This window comes from Allobosea sp. BE125 (assembly GCF_031456075.1).
Classification (GTDB): Bacteria; Pseudomonadota; Alphaproteobacteria; order Rhizobiales; family Beijerinckiaceae; genus Allobosea.
The window spans coordinates 22,318-40,189 of record NZ_JAVDTY010000012.1 but is presented as its reverse complement, the minus strand read 5'-3'; the positions used below and the strand labels follow the sequence as shown (position 1 = coordinate 40,189).

The 17,872-nt window shown below is 67.3% G+C and carries 11 protein-coding genes; 9 read left to right on the top strand and 2 right to left on the bottom strand.

What is annotated here, in order from left to right; translation table 11 throughout:
* Window positions 1-151 precede the first annotated feature (151 nt).
* From J2Y55_RS23495 to J2Y55_RS23465, 7 genes are all read left to right on the top strand, one after another.
* Window positions 152-1,372 carry an NAD(P)/FAD-dependent oxidoreductase gene (locus tag J2Y55_RS23495; protein ID WP_310158431.1) on the top strand — a complete coding sequence of 407 codons (1,221 nt, stop codon included), beginning with the start codon at window positions 152-154 and terminating at the stop codon, window positions 1,370-1,372.
* Window positions 1,373-1,384: 12 nt separating this feature from the next.
* Complete coding sequence (locus tag J2Y55_RS23490) at window positions 1,385-1,891, top strand: DinB family protein (protein WP_310158429.1); 507 nt, start codon at window positions 1,385-1,387, stop codon at window positions 1,889-1,891.
* 129 nt (window positions 1,892-2,020) lie between these two features.
* A complete protein-coding gene (locus tag J2Y55_RS23485; protein ID WP_310158428.1) occupies window positions 2,021-3,646 on the top strand; it encodes a thiamine pyrophosphate-binding protein in 1,626 nt (541 codons plus the stop codon).
* Window positions 3,647-3,775: 129 nt separating this feature from the next.
* Window positions 3,776-5,434 (top strand): M14 family metallopeptidase, encoded by a 1,659-nt coding sequence (locus J2Y55_RS23480; protein WP_310158427.1) that lies wholly within the window; start codon window positions 3,776-3,778, stop codon window positions 5,432-5,434.
* A 155-nt stretch (window positions 5,435-5,589) separates the two neighbouring features.
* Entirely contained in the window at window positions 5,590-6,222 is a 633-nt protein-coding gene (locus J2Y55_RS23475) for a LysE family translocator (RefSeq protein ID WP_310158426.1), read from the top strand.
* 284 nt (window positions 6,223-6,506) lie between these two features.
* On the top strand, window positions 6,507-9,278 hold the full coding sequence (locus tag J2Y55_RS23470) for a tetratricopeptide repeat protein (protein WP_310158425.1): 2,772 nt from the start codon (window positions 6,507-6,509) through the stop codon (window positions 9,276-9,278).
* Between the two features lie 116 nt (window positions 9,279-9,394).
* The gene (locus J2Y55_RS23465) at window positions 9,395-10,603 is read left to right on the top strand and encodes a M20 family metallopeptidase (RefSeq protein ID WP_310158424.1); all 1,209 of its coding nucleotides are present in this window, start codon (window positions 9,395-9,397) and stop codon (window positions 10,601-10,603) included.
* A 126-nt stretch (window positions 10,604-10,729) separates the two neighbouring features.
* Here J2Y55_RS23465 and J2Y55_RS23460 read toward each other — a convergent pair whose 3' ends face one another.
* Both J2Y55_RS23460 and otsB read right to left on the bottom strand, forming a co-directional pair.
* Window positions 10,730-12,571, bottom strand: a complete 1,842-nt coding sequence (locus J2Y55_RS23460; RefSeq protein ID WP_310158423.1) for a glycoside hydrolase family 15 protein — start codon at window positions 12,569-12,571, stop codon at window positions 10,730-10,732.
* Window positions 12,572-12,579: 8 nt separating this feature from the next.
* On the bottom strand, window positions 12,580-13,368 hold the full coding sequence (gene otsB, locus J2Y55_RS23455; RefSeq protein ID WP_310158422.1) for a trehalose-phosphatase: 789 nt from the start codon (window positions 13,366-13,368) through the stop codon (window positions 12,580-12,582).
* Window positions 13,369-13,681: 313 nt separating this feature from the next.
* On the opposite strand from otsB, the gene otsA reads away from it, so the two are divergent.
* Window positions 13,682-15,295 carry an alpha,alpha-trehalose-phosphate synthase (UDP-forming) gene (gene otsA / locus J2Y55_RS23450; RefSeq protein ID WP_310158420.1) on the top strand — a complete coding sequence of 538 codons (1,614 nt, stop codon included), beginning with the start codon at window positions 13,682-13,684 and terminating at the stop codon, window positions 15,293-15,295.
* A gap of 255 nt (window positions 15,296-15,550) precedes the next feature.
* Window positions 15,551-17,818, top strand: a complete 2,268-nt coding sequence (gene ptsP / locus J2Y55_RS23445; RefSeq protein ID WP_310158418.1) for a phosphoenolpyruvate--protein phosphotransferase — start codon at window positions 15,551-15,553, stop codon at window positions 17,816-17,818.
* The last annotated feature ends 54 nt before the right edge of the window (window positions 17,819-17,872 follow it).

The window sequence follows — 17,872 nt, the reverse complement described above, 5'->3', positions numbered from 1 at the left end:
AGGCCGCCAAGGTTTTGCGCGATGGCATCGGGATGGCTTCGCGAGGTCTCGCGACGACAGCCCTCGACAAGGCGCCATTGCCGCGTCATTCATGCGCTGAATTCACCAACCTCGGTCGCGACGCATCGCGGCCATGCTCTGCGGGACCGCCATGTCGTCTTCGTCTGAAAGCGCCGATGTCGTGATTTGCGGCGGCGCCGCGATCGGCTCCTCCGTCGCCTATCATCTCGCCGCCGATCCCGGCTTCAAGGGCAAGGTCGTGGTGATCGAGAAGGACCCGACCTATCGCCTGGCCGCTTCGGCGCTCTCGGCGGCCTCGATCCGCCAGCAATATTCCAGTGCGGTCAATATCCGCATCTCGCTCTTCGGCATCGATTTCCTGCGCAATCTCGGCACCCATCTCGCGGTCGACGGCGAGACGCCCGTCATCGATTTGCATGAGGGCGGCTATCTCTATCTCGGGGGCGACGAGGGCGCTCCGAGCCTCGCCGCGAACCAGGCGCTTCAGGCCGCCGAGGGTGCGGATATCGCGCTTTATGCTGCAGAGATGCTGCGCAGCAAATTCAGCTGGCTCAATACATCGGACCTCGTCTGCGGCACCTATGGCGTCAGCGGCGAGGGCTGGTTCGACGGCTGGGCGCTGCTGCAGGCCTTCCGCAGGAAGGCGCGCTCGCTCGGCGTCGAATACCGGCAGGGCGAGGTCACCGGCTACAGCGTCGAAGGCGGCCGCGTCACCGGCGTCGCGCTCACTGATGGCAGCCGCATCGCCTGCGGCGCGGTGGTGAACGCCTCGGGCACCCATGGCGCGCGGCTCGCCGCCACGGCCGGCGTCGCGATCCCGGTCAAGTCGATGAAGCGCTATGTCTTCTCCTTCACCTGCAAAAGCGAGGTCGACAACTGCCCGCTGCTGATCGACACCACCGGTGTCTGGTGCCGGCCCGAGGGCAAGCGCGGCAGCGAGGGCCAGCTCTTCATCGGCGGCTCCTCGCCGACGCGCGAGGCCGACCAGGAATGGCTCGAGAGCGATCCGGGCGTCGAGGATGTCGACTGGTCCTTCTTCGAGGAGACGGTCTGGCCGGCGCTGGCGCATCGCATCCCGGCCTTCGAGCAGATCAGGCCCGGCCGCGCCTGGGCGGGGCCCTATGACATGAACGGGCTCGACCACAACGCGATCATCGGCCCGGCTGCCGGCGTGCCCAATCTCTATCTCGCCAACGGCTTCTCCGGTCATGGCCTGCAGCAGTCGCCGGCAGTCGGGCGGGGACTTGCCGAGCATATCCTGCATGGCGGCTATCGCACGCTCGACCTTGCCGATCTCGGCCATGCGCGCATCGTTGCCGGCAAGCCTCTCAAGGAGGCCAACATCATTTGAGGAGGTGGCCGCATGGTCGATACGGCCTTCGTCCAGGCCATGGCGCGCTACAATGCCTGGCAGAACCGAAGCCTGATAGCAGCGGCCGACACGCTCGACGATGAAGGGCGCCGGCGCGACCGGGGCGCCTTCTTCAAATCGATCCAGGGCACGTTCAGTCACATCCTCTGGGCCGACGAGGTCTGGCTGCATCGCCTGACCGGCTCGCCGAAGCCGTCCGTGAGCGGTCGCGATTCGGCGATCTATGTCGAGGACTGGGCCGAGTTCCGCTTCCGGCGCCGCGAGCGCGATTTTGCGATCGAGGCCTGGGCGGCCAATGTCGAAGCGAACTGGCTGCGCGGCACCCTGATCTGGTATTCGGGCGTGGCCGGTCGCGAGATGGGCAAGCCCCGCGGACTCGTGGTGGCGCATCTCTTCAACCATCAGACGCATCATCGCGGCCAGATTCACGCGATGCTGACCGCGGCCGGAACCAAGCCGGACGATACCGACTTCTTCCTCGTCGATGAGCTGCGCTGAACGCGGCTCGCAATCGGTCACGCAGATTTGCGGTCACACAGATTTGATGTGCCATTGATGGCGTAGAACCCGATTTGGAAAACCCTTTGCGCGGGCGTCCTCGCCGGCGCCGCAGACGGATGGCCCTGCATGCCCAGCTCAGAGACGATCACCACCGGCGCGGATCTGATCGCGCAAGGCCTTGCGCGAGCCGGCATTCGCCACGCCTTCGGCATTCCCGGCGGCGAGGTTCTGGCGCTGGTCGAGGCCTTCAGTGCGGCCGGCATCGAGCCCGTTCTGGTCAAGCATGAGAACGCGGCCGGCTTCATGGCCGAAGGCGTCTGGCATGCCACGGGCGCGCCGGGCCTGTTCTACGCCACGCTCGGCCCCGGCGTGGCCAATGCGGCCAATGTCGTCGCCAACGCATTGCAGGACCGCGTACCTCTGATCTTCATCACCGGCTGCGTCGATGCGGCCGAGGCCGAGAGCTACACCCATCAGGTCTTCGACCATCAGGCGCTGCTGCGCCCGATCGTCAAGGCGAGCTTCCGCGCCACGGCCGAGACCGCCGCCCTCGTCGTCGAGAAAGCGCTCGCCATTGCGCTGTCGGGTCGGCCCGGCCCGGTCCATATCGACGTGCCGATCGGCGTGGCGGAAGGCGCTGCCAAGGCATCCATGCGTCCGCCGGCTCCGCTACCCCTGCCGGTGCGGCCGGCCGAGGGGCATGGCCTGGAGGCGGCTCGCGGGGCTCTGGCGAATGCCGAGCGGCCGCTGATCATCGTCGGTCTCGATGTCGTCAACCAGGGCGCGGCCGATGTGGTCGCCGATTTCGCGCGCGACCGCGACATCCCCGTCATCACCACCTACAAGGCCAAGGGCGTGCTGCCCGAGAGCGATCCGCTCTCGCTTGGCGGAGCGGGGCTCTCGCCCAAGGCGGACAAGCTGCTGCTGCCGCTGGTCAAGGCCGCGGATATGATCGTGCTCGCCGGCTATGATCCAATCGAGATGCGCCTCAACTGGCGCGACCCCTTCTCTCCTGGAGCGCAGATCATCGACATCGTCGCCGAGGCGATGCCCCATGGCGTGCATCGCAGCGACCATCTCATCGTCGGCGACATCGCCGCCAGCCTGTCGGGCTTGAGCGTCGCGCCGGCCAAGGCGCATGTCTGGCCGGGCGGCGAGCCCACAGTGGCGCGGCAGGCGCTGCGCGAAAGCTTCGCCGCCTCGGCCGCCTGGGGGCCCGATGTCGTTTTCGAGACGGTGCGCGCCGCAACGCCGGCAGACACCGTCATCACCATCGATTCCGGCGCCCATCGCATCCTGCTCTCGCAGATCTGGCAGACCGATATCCCCCACGCGATCCTGCAATCGACCGGGCTTTGCACCATGGGCTGTGCCGTGCCGCTGGCGCTCGGCTACAAGCTCGCCGCGCCTGCGACACCGGTCGTCGCCTTCGTCGGCGATGCCGGGCTGGAGATGGGGCTGGGCGAGCTCGCGACCGCGCGCGAACTGGGCTTGCCCATCGTCATCGTCGTCCTGGTCGATGAGAGCCTCGCTTTGATCGAGATGAAGCAACGTTCCAGCCAGCGCCCCAATGCGGCGGTGGATTTCTCCGGCAGCGATTTCCCGGCCGTGGCGCAGGCGCTCGGTGGCGTCGGCCGCTGGGTCGACGATGCCGGCACGCTCGCGGGGGAAGTCGAAGCCGCGCTGAGCCGCGCTGCATTCACCGTGCTGGCCTGCCGCATCGCGCGGCGCGCATATGACGGGAAGATCTAAGGCGGCGACAGCCCTCGCGCTCCGATCCAGAGCGCGCGCGATCAGTTCGATCTTCGCTTGAAGTCGCCCGCCAACTCGGCAGGATGACGGCCGCCCGCTTGGTCGCGGGCGCTTGCGGAGGCTTTAGCCGTGCTTCGTATCCTGGGGGCTTTCTGGCTCGGACTTGTCTTTAGCGCCGCGCTGGCGCAGGAGGCCCCAGCAAAGGGCGAGTTTCGGCAGGCGCCGGCATTGCTCGCACGCTATGCCGATGTGCCGGTGACCCTGCGCTCGCCCTTCTTCGCGGAGGCGCGCGCCCGCAGCTATGATCCGGGGCGGGAGGCTGCCGGCTTCACCACCCAGGCCGAGATGGAGGCCTTCATCGCGGCTCTGGGCAACGCCGCCAATCTCGGCATCGGCTCGCTTGGGCGCTCGCTCGAAGGCCGCAACATCCCTTATCTCCTGTTCACGGCCGAGGGCGCCCGCAGCCTGGAGGAGGCGGCCAGGAACCAGCCCGCCGACCGACCGGTCGTCTGGCTGATCGGCCAGCATCACGGCAACGAACCCGCCGGCGGTGAGGCGATGCTGGCCCTGGCGAAGGACCTCGCCTCGGGCGGCGAGCTCGCCGAGCTGACGCGGGGGCTGACCATCGTCATCGTGCCGCGCTCCAATCCCGACGGCGCCGCAGCCTTCACGCGCGACACCGCCGCCAAGGCCGACCCGAACCGCGATCACCTGCTCCTGACCCTGCCCGAGACCCGCGTCCTGCAGATGGCGGCTGCGACGCTGCCGCCGGATCTCGTCATCGACGCGCATGAGTTCACGGTCGGGGGGCGTTGGCTCGCCAAGTTCGAGGCGCTGCATGCGACGGACTTCGTCTATATGCGCGCGACCCATCCGCTGGTGCCGGCGCGCGCCACGGCGCTGGCCGACCAGCTTTTCCTGCCCGCGATCGAAGCCGCGGCCGCAAGCGCCGGCCTGACGGCCTATGTCTATCAGACCTCGCCGAACGCCAGGCCGGAGGACAAGACCGTCGCGACCGGCGGCAATGCGGCGGGCATCGCGCGCAACGCCTTCGGGTTGATGGGCGCGGTCTCGATCCTGCTGGAGACGCGCGGCGTCGGCATCGGCACGCAAGGCTTCCAGCGCCGCGTCGCCACACATTATCTCGCCGCCATCGGCGCCTTGCGGGCCGCGGCTGCCGATCCTGCCCGGCTGCGGCGTGCCGTTGCCGAGGGCCGCCAGGAGGCGGCGCGTTCGCATGCGGACCTCGTCGTCGCGCATCGCGTCCCGGTGGTCCAGGGCTTCGTGCCGCTGGTCGATCCGGTGACGGCGGCGCCGCGCCCGACCGCGGTGCCTTTCATCGATGCCCGCCATATCGAGCCGACCGTGGTGCGCCCGCGGCCGGCCGGCTACTGGCTCGCGGATGGCGAGGCGACGGCGCCGGTGCGCGAGGCGCTGGCGCGGCGCGGCATCCGCTCCTGCATCCTCACAATGCCCGCGACGGTGTCGGGCGCGGAAGCCTTCACCGTGACCGCGCGCCGGCAGGTCGACCGCCGCGCCATCAATCCGGAAGGCGGCGTCTCGACGAAGAGCGAACGCGACGCTGCGCCCGTCACCTTGCCGGCCGGCTCGAGCTATGTCCCGGTCGAGCAGCCTCTGGTCGGCCTCGTTGTCGCTTCGCTCGATCCCGACGCCGCCGGCGGCTTCGTCAGTGCCGGCCTGTTTCCCGGCGAGGTCGGCTCCCGCCTGCCATTGCTGCGCCTGCCGGCCGGCGCGGGCGCGATCGACTGCCCAGCCAAACCCAACTGAGCGGATTTCGGCGTGTCACTTGCGATGACGCGCCGGCGCGACCCACGCTTGCGCGGCAGAGCTACGCTTGCCCGACATGAGAGGGGCGCGTCGCCGGATGATTGTCGAGGATGGCTGGATGCGGGCATGGTACGCAGCATTGCTGGAGCGGTTTCATGCCCGAGATTCACAACCTGCTTGCTTTCGTGCTCCTGGCCTTCGGCATGGTGCTGACGCCTGGCCCGAACATGATCTACCTGATTTCGCGTTCGATCTCGCAGGGGCCCGGCGCCGGGCTGATCTCGCTCGGCGGCATCGCGCTCGGCTTTCTCTTCTATGTGTTCTGCGCCGCCTTCGGCATCACCGCCTTCGTCCTGGCGGTGCCGTTCGCCTATGACGCGCTTCGGCTCGCGGGCGTCGCCTATCTGCTCTATCTCGCCTGGCAGTCGCTGAAGCCCGGTGGCCGCTCGCCCTTTCATGTCCGCGAGCTCGCTCCCGACGGTCCGCGCAAGCTCTTCGCGATGGGCTTCCTGACCAGCCTGCTCAATCCCAAGATCGCGGTGTTCTACCTGGCGCTGCTGCCGCAATTCATCGATCCCGCCGCCGGCAGCGTGCTGGCGCAGTCGATCATGCTCGGCTTCATCCAGATCGCGGTCAGCCTCAGCGTGAACGCGCTGATCACCCTTGCCGCCGGCAGCATCGCGCTGTTCCTGCGGACGCGGCCGTTCTGGTCCCTGGTGCAGCGCTGGCTGATGGGCGCCGTGCTCGCGGGCTTTGCCCTGCGCATGGCGATGGAAGCCCGGCGCTGAGGCCTTGGAGCCGCCCATACAGCCCTCATCCGCCATGGGTGCGGCGCTGTCGCCGCGCCTCACGATGACGAACGTGAAATGACGAACCCAAACCCGCTTGTTTCGGCAAGCGGGTCTTTTCGTCGTGAGTCCGCACTCGCGCTCCTTGTTTTATCGCATTTTCTTCACGCGAAGCGGTGTCCACTTCGCTCGAAAATGCTCTAGCGCCGACCGGTTGACCGCTGCCGCAGGGGATATGTTACGCTTGTCCCAACGTAAGGCGAGCTTGTGCGGGAGGTTGCAAAATGGCCTGCTCACTGTCGCGGATAGCGTTTCGGGCCTGTCTGATCCCCATCGTCGCGGGCTTCTGGCTGTCGCCGAGCCTGGCCCAGAAGGTCGATGCTGCCGCGGTCTGCAAGGCCGACAGGACCGATGCGGGCATCGCCGCCTGCACTGCCGTCCTGAAAGGCCGCGGCGACCGCAAGACCAAGGCCTCTGCGTTTTTGAGCCGGGCGCAGATCTATTGGGCGCTGAAACGCCTGGTCGAGGCCGAGAAGGACTATAGCGAGACGATCAAGCTCGCGCCGAACTTCGCAGCGCTCTACCGCGACCGGGGCCAGATCCGCTTCGGCCTCGGCAATAGCGTCGGCGCCATGGAGGATTTCACGGTCGCGATCGACAAGGAACCGTTCAACGCCGACAACCACGCCAATCGTGGCTATCTCAAGCTGCTGGGATATGATTTCGAGGGCGCGCGCGAGGATCTGCGCCAGGGCCTGTTCTGGCAGAAGGACCATCCGCGCAGCCACTACATGATGGGGCTGCTGCATTACTCGACCGGTCGGTATCGCGAGGCGGTCGCAGCGATCGAGCAGGCGCGTACGCTGGGCTTCAAGGGCAATGAGGGCTTCATCACCAAGGCGCGCAGCCATTTCTATCTCAATGCCTACGGTCTCGCCGAAAAGGAAGCCTCGGAAGGCCTGGCGAGTTTCCCAACCGTCTATGACCTGAGCGAGGTCCGGGCGCGGGCGCGACTGGCGCAGAACAAGAGTGCCGAGGCCCTCGCCGATGCCGATGCGGTGGTCCTGGCCGCGCCGAAATACGGCCGCGCCTATGCGACGCGCGCGGCGGTCAAGCTCGCCATGAAGGACCTCGACGCCGCCCGGGCCGACGCCGACAAGGCAATCGAACTCGATCCCAAGCTGTTCGACGCCAATCAGGTAAAGGCCGAGATCTTGCTGGCGACCGGCGACAAGGCCGGGGCGCGGGCGCTCTATGCGCAATCGGCCGCCCGCACCGACGCGAAAATGGCCTATGACAAGACCTCGCGGAACGTTGCGGCGGCCTGGATCATCGAACTCGACGCACCGCCGCCGATCATCGTCGCCGACCTCGACGAAACGGAGTTGAAGGCCCGCTGCGAGAAGCGCGACGACCCGCTCCGGATGCAGAGCTGCGATCGCCTCGTCGAGACGGCGCCGACGCCCCAAGTCAAGGCGGACATGCTGATCCTGCGTTCGCGGGCGCGGCCCTATGGCCAGCAGATCGCCGATCTCGATCTCGCCGTGGCAACGGTGCCGGATTATCTCGAGGCGGCCTTGGCGCGCGCCAGCGGCCACATCTCGTCCTATGGCTATGACGGCAACATCGCTCCGTTCGAGCGGGCCTGGGCCGATGCCGACAGCGTCGTGCGCCGGGCCACGCCGGATTCGCAGGAGCTGCGCCGGGCCTTGACGACGCGTGGCCTGGTTGCGACCTCGCTTGGTCGCCACGAAGAAGCCCTCGCCGACTGGTCGAAATTGTTGCAGATCGAGCCAGACAGCGCCGTCTGGCTTCAGTCCTACCGAGCGACATCCCTGCTGATGCTGGGCCGGCCGTCCGAGGCGCTGGTCGCGGCGCGCGAAGCCGACCGGCTGATGCCGGACGACAAGAAGCGTATATTCGGCAGCCGCGACCTCGTTCTCCCGCTGATCGAGACCGGACAGGTCGATGCGGCTTTGGCCGAGATCGAGGCCTGGAGTGCGCGCAGCCCGGAGCAGGCCCGATCGCAGGAGGTGATGCGCGCCCGTGCGCTTCTGGCGCGCGGAGACAATGCCGGGGCGCTCGACCTGACCAATGCCGTGCTGGCCGCAGGCCGGATCGATATCGGCGCGCAGGCGGTGCGCGGTATCGCGCAGGCAAGGCTCGGCAATGGGCTCGCCGCCATTTCCGACATCGACGGCGCGCTCGAAGGGATCGGGAAGGATCGCACGCAAGCGAGCTATGAGGGGCTGACTCCTGGTTTCATGTCCGACCTCGCGCTTCATCGCGGATTGGCGCGCCTGCAGCTGCGCCAGGTCAACTTTGCGCGCGTCGATTTCACTGAGGCGATCAGGCTGGCGCCTGATCGCGCCCGGCCCTATGCCGAGCGGGCGCGTCTCGCCCTCATGGCGGGCAGCCCGGCGGCGCTGACCGATATCGCCATGGCGCTGAGGATCGAGCCCGCCGAACCGCGCTGGCTTGCCCTGGCGGCCCGCATCAACCTGGCGACCGGCGATATGGCCGCCGCCGAGCGCTTCGCAACCGAGGCCCTTGCCGCAAAAGCCGCCGATCCCGACCTCATGCTGCTGCGCGCCAAAGCGCGGCTCGCCCTGGGCAAGTTCGGTCCGGCGCTCGAGGACGCCGCGGCGCGGCTGGCCGTGACGCCATCGGACGCTGAGGCCCTGCTGGTGCGGATCGAGGCGAGGACAGGGCAGGGCAACCTCAAGGATGCGCTCGCCGACGCCGAAGCGGCACGGGCCAGCAATGGCGGCGACTCCAGGATTCTGCTCGCATTGGCGGAGTTGAAGGCTCGCAACGGTGACGCGCCTGGTGCGATCGGCGCCTTCGAGGAGGCCGTGGCCAAACCCGACGCCGCGCTGACTGCCAACAAACGCCTCGGTGACCTCTATGCCGGTATCGCCTCGGATCAGCTTGCCTTGGGCTACTATGCCAAGGTGCTGGAGCTGCCGGCTTACAAGCCGGAAGACGAGACGCTGAAAGTCGCAGCGCGTGCCGCCCGCGACGCGCTGATCCGGAAGATGGCCGCGCCGAAATAGGGGCTTCGCCTTGTGTTTTCGCAAGGGGTACGCATCGCGGACGCGCTACCGCCACGCCGGCTCTTCAGGCTATGCTCGCAGCATTGTCCCGTTTGGAACGATGAGAGCTGCACGCGATGAGCGATTTGACGCCTGAGGAAGCGAAGGTCACGGCCTGGCTCGCCAGCCGCAAGGAGGCGATGGTCGCGCTGCTGCGCGAGATGGTCGACACCGATTCAGGCTCCTATGACAAGGCCGGCGTCGACCGGGCAGGGCAGGTGCTGGCGCGCTTCCATGAGGCGAACGGGCTGTCTGTCGAGATCGTGCCGGATGCGCGCTATGGCGACGCCGTCAAGGCGCGCCTGCCCAACCCCTCGGCCAATGACCAGCGCCCGGTGCTGCTGCTCGGCCATCGCGATACCGTCTTCCCGCAAGGCGAACCGACGCGCCGGCCCTTCACCATCACGGGCGGCCGGGCCTATGGGCCGGGCGTTGCCGATATGAAGGCCGGCCTCGTCATCGAGGCTTTCGTGGCGGCGGCCTTTGCCGAATGCGGCGGGCTTTCCGCACCGCTTCTGATGCTGACGACGAGCGATGAGGAGATCGCCTCGCCATCCTCGCGGCCGATCATCGAGGCCGCCGCCCGCGAGGCGCGCTGCGTCTTCAACGCCGAGCCGAGCCGCCTGCCGGCCGGCACCGAATTCAGCCGCGACCAGAAGCAGTCGATCACCTCGGGTCGCAAGGGCGGCGTCTTCATGCGCGCCGAATTCACCGGCAAGGCCGCCCATTCCGGCGCGAATTACGACAAGGGCGTCTCGGCCATCGTCGATCTCGGCCACAAGATCCCCAGGCTCCAGGGCCTCACCGATCTGGAGCGCGGCGTCACCGTCAATGTCGGGTTGATCGGCGGCGGCCAGACCGTCAACACCATCGCCCCCCATGCCTGGTGCGAGATCGACCTGCGCTATGTCACGGCCGCCCAGCGCGACGAGTTGGTCGGCGCGATCCGAACCATCGTCGAGACGCCGGTGGTGCCGGGTGCAACCGGAGCCCTGACCATCAAGGGCGAGTTCGTGCCGCTGGAGCGTTCGCCCGAATCGGCTGTCCTGTTCGAGACCTATCGCGATGCGGCGGCGGGTTTCGGCATCAGCGTCGCCGCCGAGTTCACCGGCGGCTGCGCCGATTCGGGCTTCACCGCGGCGCAGGGCTGCCCGACCCTGTGCAGTGTCGGTCCGATCGGCGGCCTCGCCCATACGCCCGATGAGTTCCTGGAGGTCGAGAGCATCGTCCCGGCCGCGCAGGTGCTGGCGCTGGCGGTGATGCGGACCGCGGCCAGGATGGAGTGAGCGCATCGACCAGCCGTCATTGCGAGCGCAGCGAAGCAATCCAGGAGGTCTCGCTCCGCGCCCCTGGATTGCCGCGTCGCTGCGCTCCTCGCAATGACGGCAAGCCTTCTCAGACGGCAAGCCTCCTCAGAACGCCTCTTCCCAGTTGCGGCTGAGCCGCATCGCCGAGTTGATCAGCCCGACCATCGAATAGGTCTGCGGGAAATTGCCCCAGAGCTCGCCCGTCGTGAGGTCGGCATCCTCTGAGAGCAGGCCGAAGCTGTTGCGCCGTTGCAGGATGCGGTTGAAGCGCTCGACCGCCTCGTCATGTCGGCCGATCGCATCCAGCGCATCGACATACCAGAAGGCGCAGATCAGGAAGCCGGTGTGCATGAAGCCGAAATCGTCCTGCGTCGCATAGCGCAGCAGCAGGTCGCCGCGCGTGAGATCACGGCCGATCGCCTCGACGGTCGCGATATAGCGCGGATCGTCGGCCTTGACGAAGCCGAGCTCGGCGAAGAGCAGCAGCGTCGCGTCGAGTTCCGTTCCATCGAAGGTCGAGACGAAATGGCCCTTCTCCTCGTTCCAGATGCGCTCGCCGATGATGCCCTTCAGGCGCTTGGCCTCGGATCGCCAATACTCCTTGCGGTCGGCCCGGCCGAGTGTGCCGGCGATGCGGGCGAGGCGGTCGCAGGCCGCCCAGCACATCACGCTGGAGAAGGAGTGCACCACCTGCCTTTCGCGCAGCTCCCAGGGGCCGGCGTCGGGCTTGTCGAAATAGGCGATGGCGAGCTCGCCCATGCGCTCGAGCTGGGCGAAGAGCGCGTCCTTGCCGGGCTGGATCAGGCGCTGGTCGAAGAAGGAATGCGTCGCGGCGAGCACGACGGCGCCGTAGCCGTCGTTCTGGATCTGCGTCGCCGCGCCATTGCCGAAGCGCACCGGCTGGTGGCCGCGATAGCCTGAGAGATTGGGCGCCTCGAACTCGTCCAGCGTGCCGCCGCGCGTGATCGGGTAGAGCGGGGGCAGATGCTCGACCCCGCTTTCGGTGAAGGTGTCGACGATATTGGTGATGAAGCCGAGATAATCCTCCATCGTCCGCGTCGTGCCCAGGCGATTGAGCGCATGGACGACGAAATAGGCGTCGCGCAGCCAGCAGAAGCGATAGTCCCAGTTGCGCTGGGTGCCGGGCGCCTCGGGGATCGAGGTGGTGAGCGCCGCGACGATCGCGCCGCTCTCCTCGAAGGAGCAGAGCTTCAGCGTGATCGCGGCGCGGATTACTTCTTTTTGCCAGTCGAACGGGATCGAGAGCGAGCGCACCCAGTCGCGCCAGTAATCGGTCGTCTTGTCCAGGAATTCGCGCGAGGTCGTCTCGATTTCGGCGCGCAGCGCCTCGTCCGAGCCGATGAAGAAGGAGAACGGCCGGTCGACCGCGAAGGGGATGCTGTCGACGACATAGGAGACCGGCGCGTCGGTGGTCAGGCGAATGGTCTGGTCGGCGCCGACGAAGCGGACATGGTTGGAGCCGCGCGTGATCTCGTCGGGCTCCTCGCCGAGGCCCAGGCTCGGCTTCAGTACGACGCGGATGCGCGGCCGGCCCGAGATTCGCCTGACGCGCCGCACCAGCTGCGGCGGCCGGAAGAAGCGCTCATAGCGCACGAAACGCGGCGCGAAATCGAGGATCTCGATGGCGTTGCCCTGATCGTCCGACAGGACGGAAGACAGGATCGCGGTGTTGTCGAGATAGCTCTGCTCGCAGAGCGTCATCCCGACCAGCTCGATCGCGAAGACGCCCTTCGTCGGCATCGCTCCGTCATCGTCCGGCTGGTTGTCGATCAGGGCGCTGAACACCGGGTCGCGGTCGAAGCGCGGGAAGCAGCCCCAGACGATGCGGGCGCGCCGGTCTATCAGCGCGGCGATCGTGCAATTGCCGATCACGCCGAGGTCGAGCGAGACGGAGTTCCGTCCCGCGATCGTCGTCGAAACTGTCATCCGTAACCTTATGAGAAGCTGGAAGCGGTCAGACGGCCGTGTTCGGCCGCAGCGAGAAGGATAGTGCGCAGGGCGGTCGGCGAGGCAATGCGGTGCGCGGCACAGGTCTCGCCGTCGCCGATGCGGATCGAGAGCCCGCCCAATGCGTTCACGGCCTTGAAGCCGGCCTCGTCGGTGATGTCGTCGCCGATGAAGACGGGCCTGCGTCCGGCATAGGGCGCGCTCTGCATCAATTGAACGATGGCGCCGCCCTTGCTGGCGCCGGCGGGAACCAGTTCGGCTACCGACTTGCCTTCCTGGAGCCGGATGGCCGGTCCCATACGGGCGGCAATCGTGCGGATCAGATCCAGTGCTTCGTCCTTCAGCGTGGGCGCGAGCCGCCAGTGCACGGCGATGGAAATGTGCTTGTCCTCGACGATGATGCCGACATGGCTGTTGGCGAAGCGCACCAGATCGCGTGTCGCCTCGCGCATCGCGTCGGGGACCGCGGACTGCGAACGGATTTCGCCATCGACCCGAATTTGCGCGCCATGCAGCCCTGCGGCGTCGAATCGATAGGGCGCCAGAACCTCGTCGAGAAAGCTGACGGGCCGGCCGGAGACGAGCGCCAGCGCTCCGCCGAGCGAAGCGCGCAAGGATTCCAGCGCCGGAGCGACCTGTCGGTCGAGCTGCACGGCGTCGGGCACGGGCGCGATCTCGACAAGCGTGCCGTCGAAGTCGAGAAACAGGGCGATCTCGGACTCCATGGGAGCGATGTCGCGGATATCGTGGGGCAATTCAGTTTCGATCAGTGCCATCATCTTTGTCTATCTGAGCCAGACCTTTGTCTGTCTGAGCCATGAGTCGGGCGAAAACACGGCCCTTCACCTTGAGCATTCCTTGTGCCGAAGCGCCGGCATGCCTCCCGGATCGTGACTCTGTTCGCGAACTTGCCACATTTATTGTCCAGCTTCCCATTGCCGTCACGTTCTCGACGTGACGTTGCCACCGCTTCGCCATCGGCGAAAACGGAGGCCTCGGAAACATTACGTGCTCAGCCGCGTTCTGTTCCTGCCACTGGTGTCGAAATTCTGGCGACCGGTCGCAATTCAAAAGGAGAGCTGTCGCGCCATGCGTCTCGTCATCGTCTCGAATCGCGTCACCATTCCAGATCGTCACGAGAAAGCGGCGGCAGGTGGATTGGCGGTGGCGCTGCGCGAGGCGCTGGAGAAACGGGGCGGGCTCTGGTTCGGCTGGAGCGGCGATATCAGCGACGCCCCCAGTGGCCAGGCTGTCCGCACGGTCCAGCGCGGCAAGGTGACCTACGCGGTCACGGATCTCAGCGAGAGCGAGCGCCAGACCTATTATCTCGGTTTCTCGAACCGGGCGCTCTGGCCCAACATGCATTATCGGCTCGGCCTGACGGAGTTCTCGCGCACGGATTATGCCGGCTATCTCGCGGTCAATCGCCGCTTCGCCAAGGCGCTGATCCCGCTGCTGAAGCCCGATGATCTGATCTGGATCCACGATTACCATCTGATCCCGCTGGCCGCGGAGCTGCGCCGGCGCGGCGTGACCAACCGGATCGGCTATTTCCATCACATTCCCTGGCCTCCGGCGGAGGTTTTCGGCGCGCTGCCCTTCAGCGCCACGCTGATCAGCACGATGGGCGCCTATGATCTCGTCGGCGTGCAGACGCAGGTCGATGTCCGCAATCTGATCAGTGGCCTGGTCTCGCTCTGCGGCGCGAGGGTGGAAGGCGCCAAGGTCAGGATGGGCCGCCGCGAAACCACAGTGCAGGCCTTCCCGATCGGCATCGATGTCGAGGCCTTCCGCAAGCTCGCTGCGGCCTCCGAGCGGGCTGCGACGCGTCCGATCAAGGCCACCAGGGAATCGCTTGGCGCCCGCAAGCTCGTCATCGGCGTCGATCGGCTCGACTATTCCAAGGGCATCGTCCAGCGCCTGGAGGCCTTCGGACAATTCCTGCGCAGCCATCCCGAGCATCGCGGCCGGGTCGGCATGCTGCAGATCGCGCCGCCCTCGCGTACCGACGTGCCCGAATATGCCGAGCTCGACCGCCAGTCGGACGAAACCGCGGGCCGTCTCAACGCCGCGCTCGGCGAGTTCGACTGGACGCCGATCCGCGTGGTCAAGAAGGCCTATTCGCGCAATGCGCTGGCGGGGTTCTACCGGCGTGCCCAGGTCGGGCTGGTGACGCCGATGCGCGACGGCATGAATCTCGTCGCCAAGGAATATATCGCCGCGCAGGATCCAGCCGACCCCGGTGTGCTCGTGCTGTCGCGCTTTGCCGGCGCGGCGCAGCAGATGGGCGAGGCGCTGATCGTCAACCCCTACGACACCCATGAGGTCGCCGAGGCGATCCGCACCGCGCTCGCCATGCCCAAATCCGAGCGCATTCGTCGGTTCGAGCGCCTCTACGACATCATCGACGCGACCGATATCGGCTGGTGGACGCAGTGCTATCTCGATGCGCTCTCGGGCATCGAGGCGCCCGTCCAGGACAATGCGCCGGAATCCGGACCGAAGCGCAGCGCGTCGAAAAAAGCCGCGCCCCGGCTCCAGGTCGTGAGGCCGGCGGCCCAGCCCGACATGGAGGGCCAAGGCCAGGGGGAGACGGCTCGGGAAGCGGCTCTGCCGGCAGCGAAGCCGAAAGGCCGGGCTTCGGTGAAACCCGCTGTCGCCGCCACGCCGGCGCGCAACGGCGCCGCGCTTGGACCGGCCTAGAGACGGATACAACAGTGAGAGCAGGACCAATGCGAAAAACCGGTTCCCACTTTTTCGCATCCTGCTCTTGCCGCGGAACTGACGATTTGCCGAAGATAAGGCCTGGCCCCGGCGCACAGCCCTTGCCGAACAGGCCCTTGCCTCGCTAGAAGCGGCTGGAACCGAGGTTCGCTTGCGACTCGGCCACGACAGGTGTCAGGTCTGCGATGGACATCGGCCGCAATGGCTGAGGAGGCGGGCGGAGGGCTGGGATTGATGCGAGGCGCTCTCGGAGGACCAGGCGTTCTGCTGCGCCGCCTCCGCGAGGTGATGGCAGCGTCGATCAGCCCGCAGGAACGGCTGGACCGGCTCGTCGTCCTGATCGCAGGCAATCTCGTCGCCGAGGTCTGCTCGGTCTACGTCCTGCGTGAGGACGGCTCGCTCGAACTCTACGCCACCGAGGGCCTCAACCGCGAGGCGGTCCATCTCACCTTGATGCGCGCCGGCGAGGGCCTCGTTGGCCTGATTGCGCGCGAGGCCGAGCCGCTGGCGCTGTCTGACGCGCAAAACCACCCGGCCTTCTCCTACCGCCCCGAGACGGGCGAGGAGATCTACCGCTCCTTCCTCGGCGTGCCGATCCTGCGCGGCGGCGCGGTCATGGGCGTCCTCGTCATCCAGAACCGCGCGACGCGGCTCTACAGCGAGGAGGAGATCGAATCGCTGCAGACCACCGCCATGATCATGGCGGAGATGATCGCGGCCGGCGGCTTGAAATCGCTCGCGCCGCCCGGCGCCTCGATCGGCCTCGACCGCCCGATCCATGGCATCGGCGTCTCGCTTGCCGATGGCGTCGGTCTTGGCCATGCCGTGCTGCACGAGCCGCGCGTCGCCATCACCAACCTGATCGCCGAGAATCCGGCGGGCGAGGTCAAGCGTCTCGAAGCCGCCATCGCCGAGATGCGGGCCTCGATCGATGAATTGCTCGAGCGCGGCGACGTCGCCCATACCGGCGAGCACAGGGAGGTGCTCGAGACCTTCCGCATGTTCGCCCATGACCAGGGCTGGCTCAGGCGCATGCGCGAGGTCGTGATGACCGGCCTGACGGCAGAGGCAGCCGTCGAGCGCGTCCAGTCCGACACGCGCGCGAAGATGCTGCGCCAGACCGACCCTTATCTGCGCGAGCGCCTGCACGATCTCGACGACCTCGCCAACCGCCTGCTGCGCACGCTGATGGGCAAGGCCAACGGCGTCGCCCGCGAGGAGCTGCCCGAGAACGCCATCCTGATCGCGCGCTCGATGGGCCCTGCCGCGTTGCTCGACTATGACCGCGCCCATCTGCGCGGCCTGGTGCTGGAGGAGGGCGGCCCCACCAGCCATATCGCCATCGTGGCGCGCGCGCTCGGCATCCCGGCCGTCGGCGAGATCGTCAACGCGACCGCGCTCGTCCAGGCGGGCGATGCCGTCATCGTCGATGGCCAGGCCGGCGAGGTCCAGATCCGGCCGCAGCCCGACGTCGAGAACGCCTATAAGGACAAGGCGCGCCTGCGCGCCCGCAAGCAGGAGCAGTACCGCAAGCTCAAGAGCATGCCCGCCGTCACCAAGGACGGCGTCCCGATCCTGCTCCAGATCAATGCCGGGCTCCTCGTCGACATGCCCAATATCGAGGCGACGGCAGCCTCGGGCATCGGCCTGTTCCGCACCGAACTGCAATTCATGGTCGCCGAGCACATGCCGACGACCAGCGAGCAGCAGGCCCTCTACAACGCCGTGCTGGACCAGGCGCAAGGCCGGCCCGTGACCTTCCGCACGCTCGATATCGGCGGCGACAAGGTGCTGCCCTATATGGAGCGCGTCGAGGAGGAGAACCCGGCCCTGGGCTGGCGCGCCATCCGCATCGGTCTGGACAAGCCGCGGCTTCTGCGCGCGCAGCTGCGCGCGCTACTGCGCGCCGGCGCCGGCCGCGACATGAAGATCATGCTGCCGATGATCGCGACCGTCGACGAGTTTCAGCGCGCCCGCATGATTGTCCAGCGCGAGCAGGCGATGCTGGCCAAGCAGGGCCATGCGCCGCCGCTCAGCCTCCAGCTCGGTGTCATGGTCGAGGTGCCCTCGCTGCTCTTCGAGTTGGCGGAGATCGCGCGCGAGGCCGATTTCCTCTCGATCGGCACCAATGACCTGATGCAGTTCCTGTTCGCGGCGGACCGCGAGAACAAGCGCGTCGCCGACCGTTTCGATCCGCTGAGCGTGAGCGCCTTGCGGGCGCTGCGCAGCATCGTCGAGGCCGCCTCCGAGGCGAAATGCCCGGTCACGGTCTGCGGCGAGATGGGTGGCAAGCCCTTGGAGACGATGGCGCTGATCGGCCTCGGCTACCGCGCCTTCTCGATGTCGGCGGCCTCGGTCGGCCCGGTCAAGGCGATGCTGCGCGCGCTCGACGTGGAGAGGCTGCGCGAGCGGCTCGACTGGATGCTGGCCTCGCCGGACGGTGTCGCCAGCCTGCGGCCGCAACTGGCGGCGCTCGCCGCCGAATTCAAGGTTCCGGTCTAGCGACGCTCCTGCTCTAGCGACGCGCGCTTCGCTGCCCGAACCCTCACGATGTCA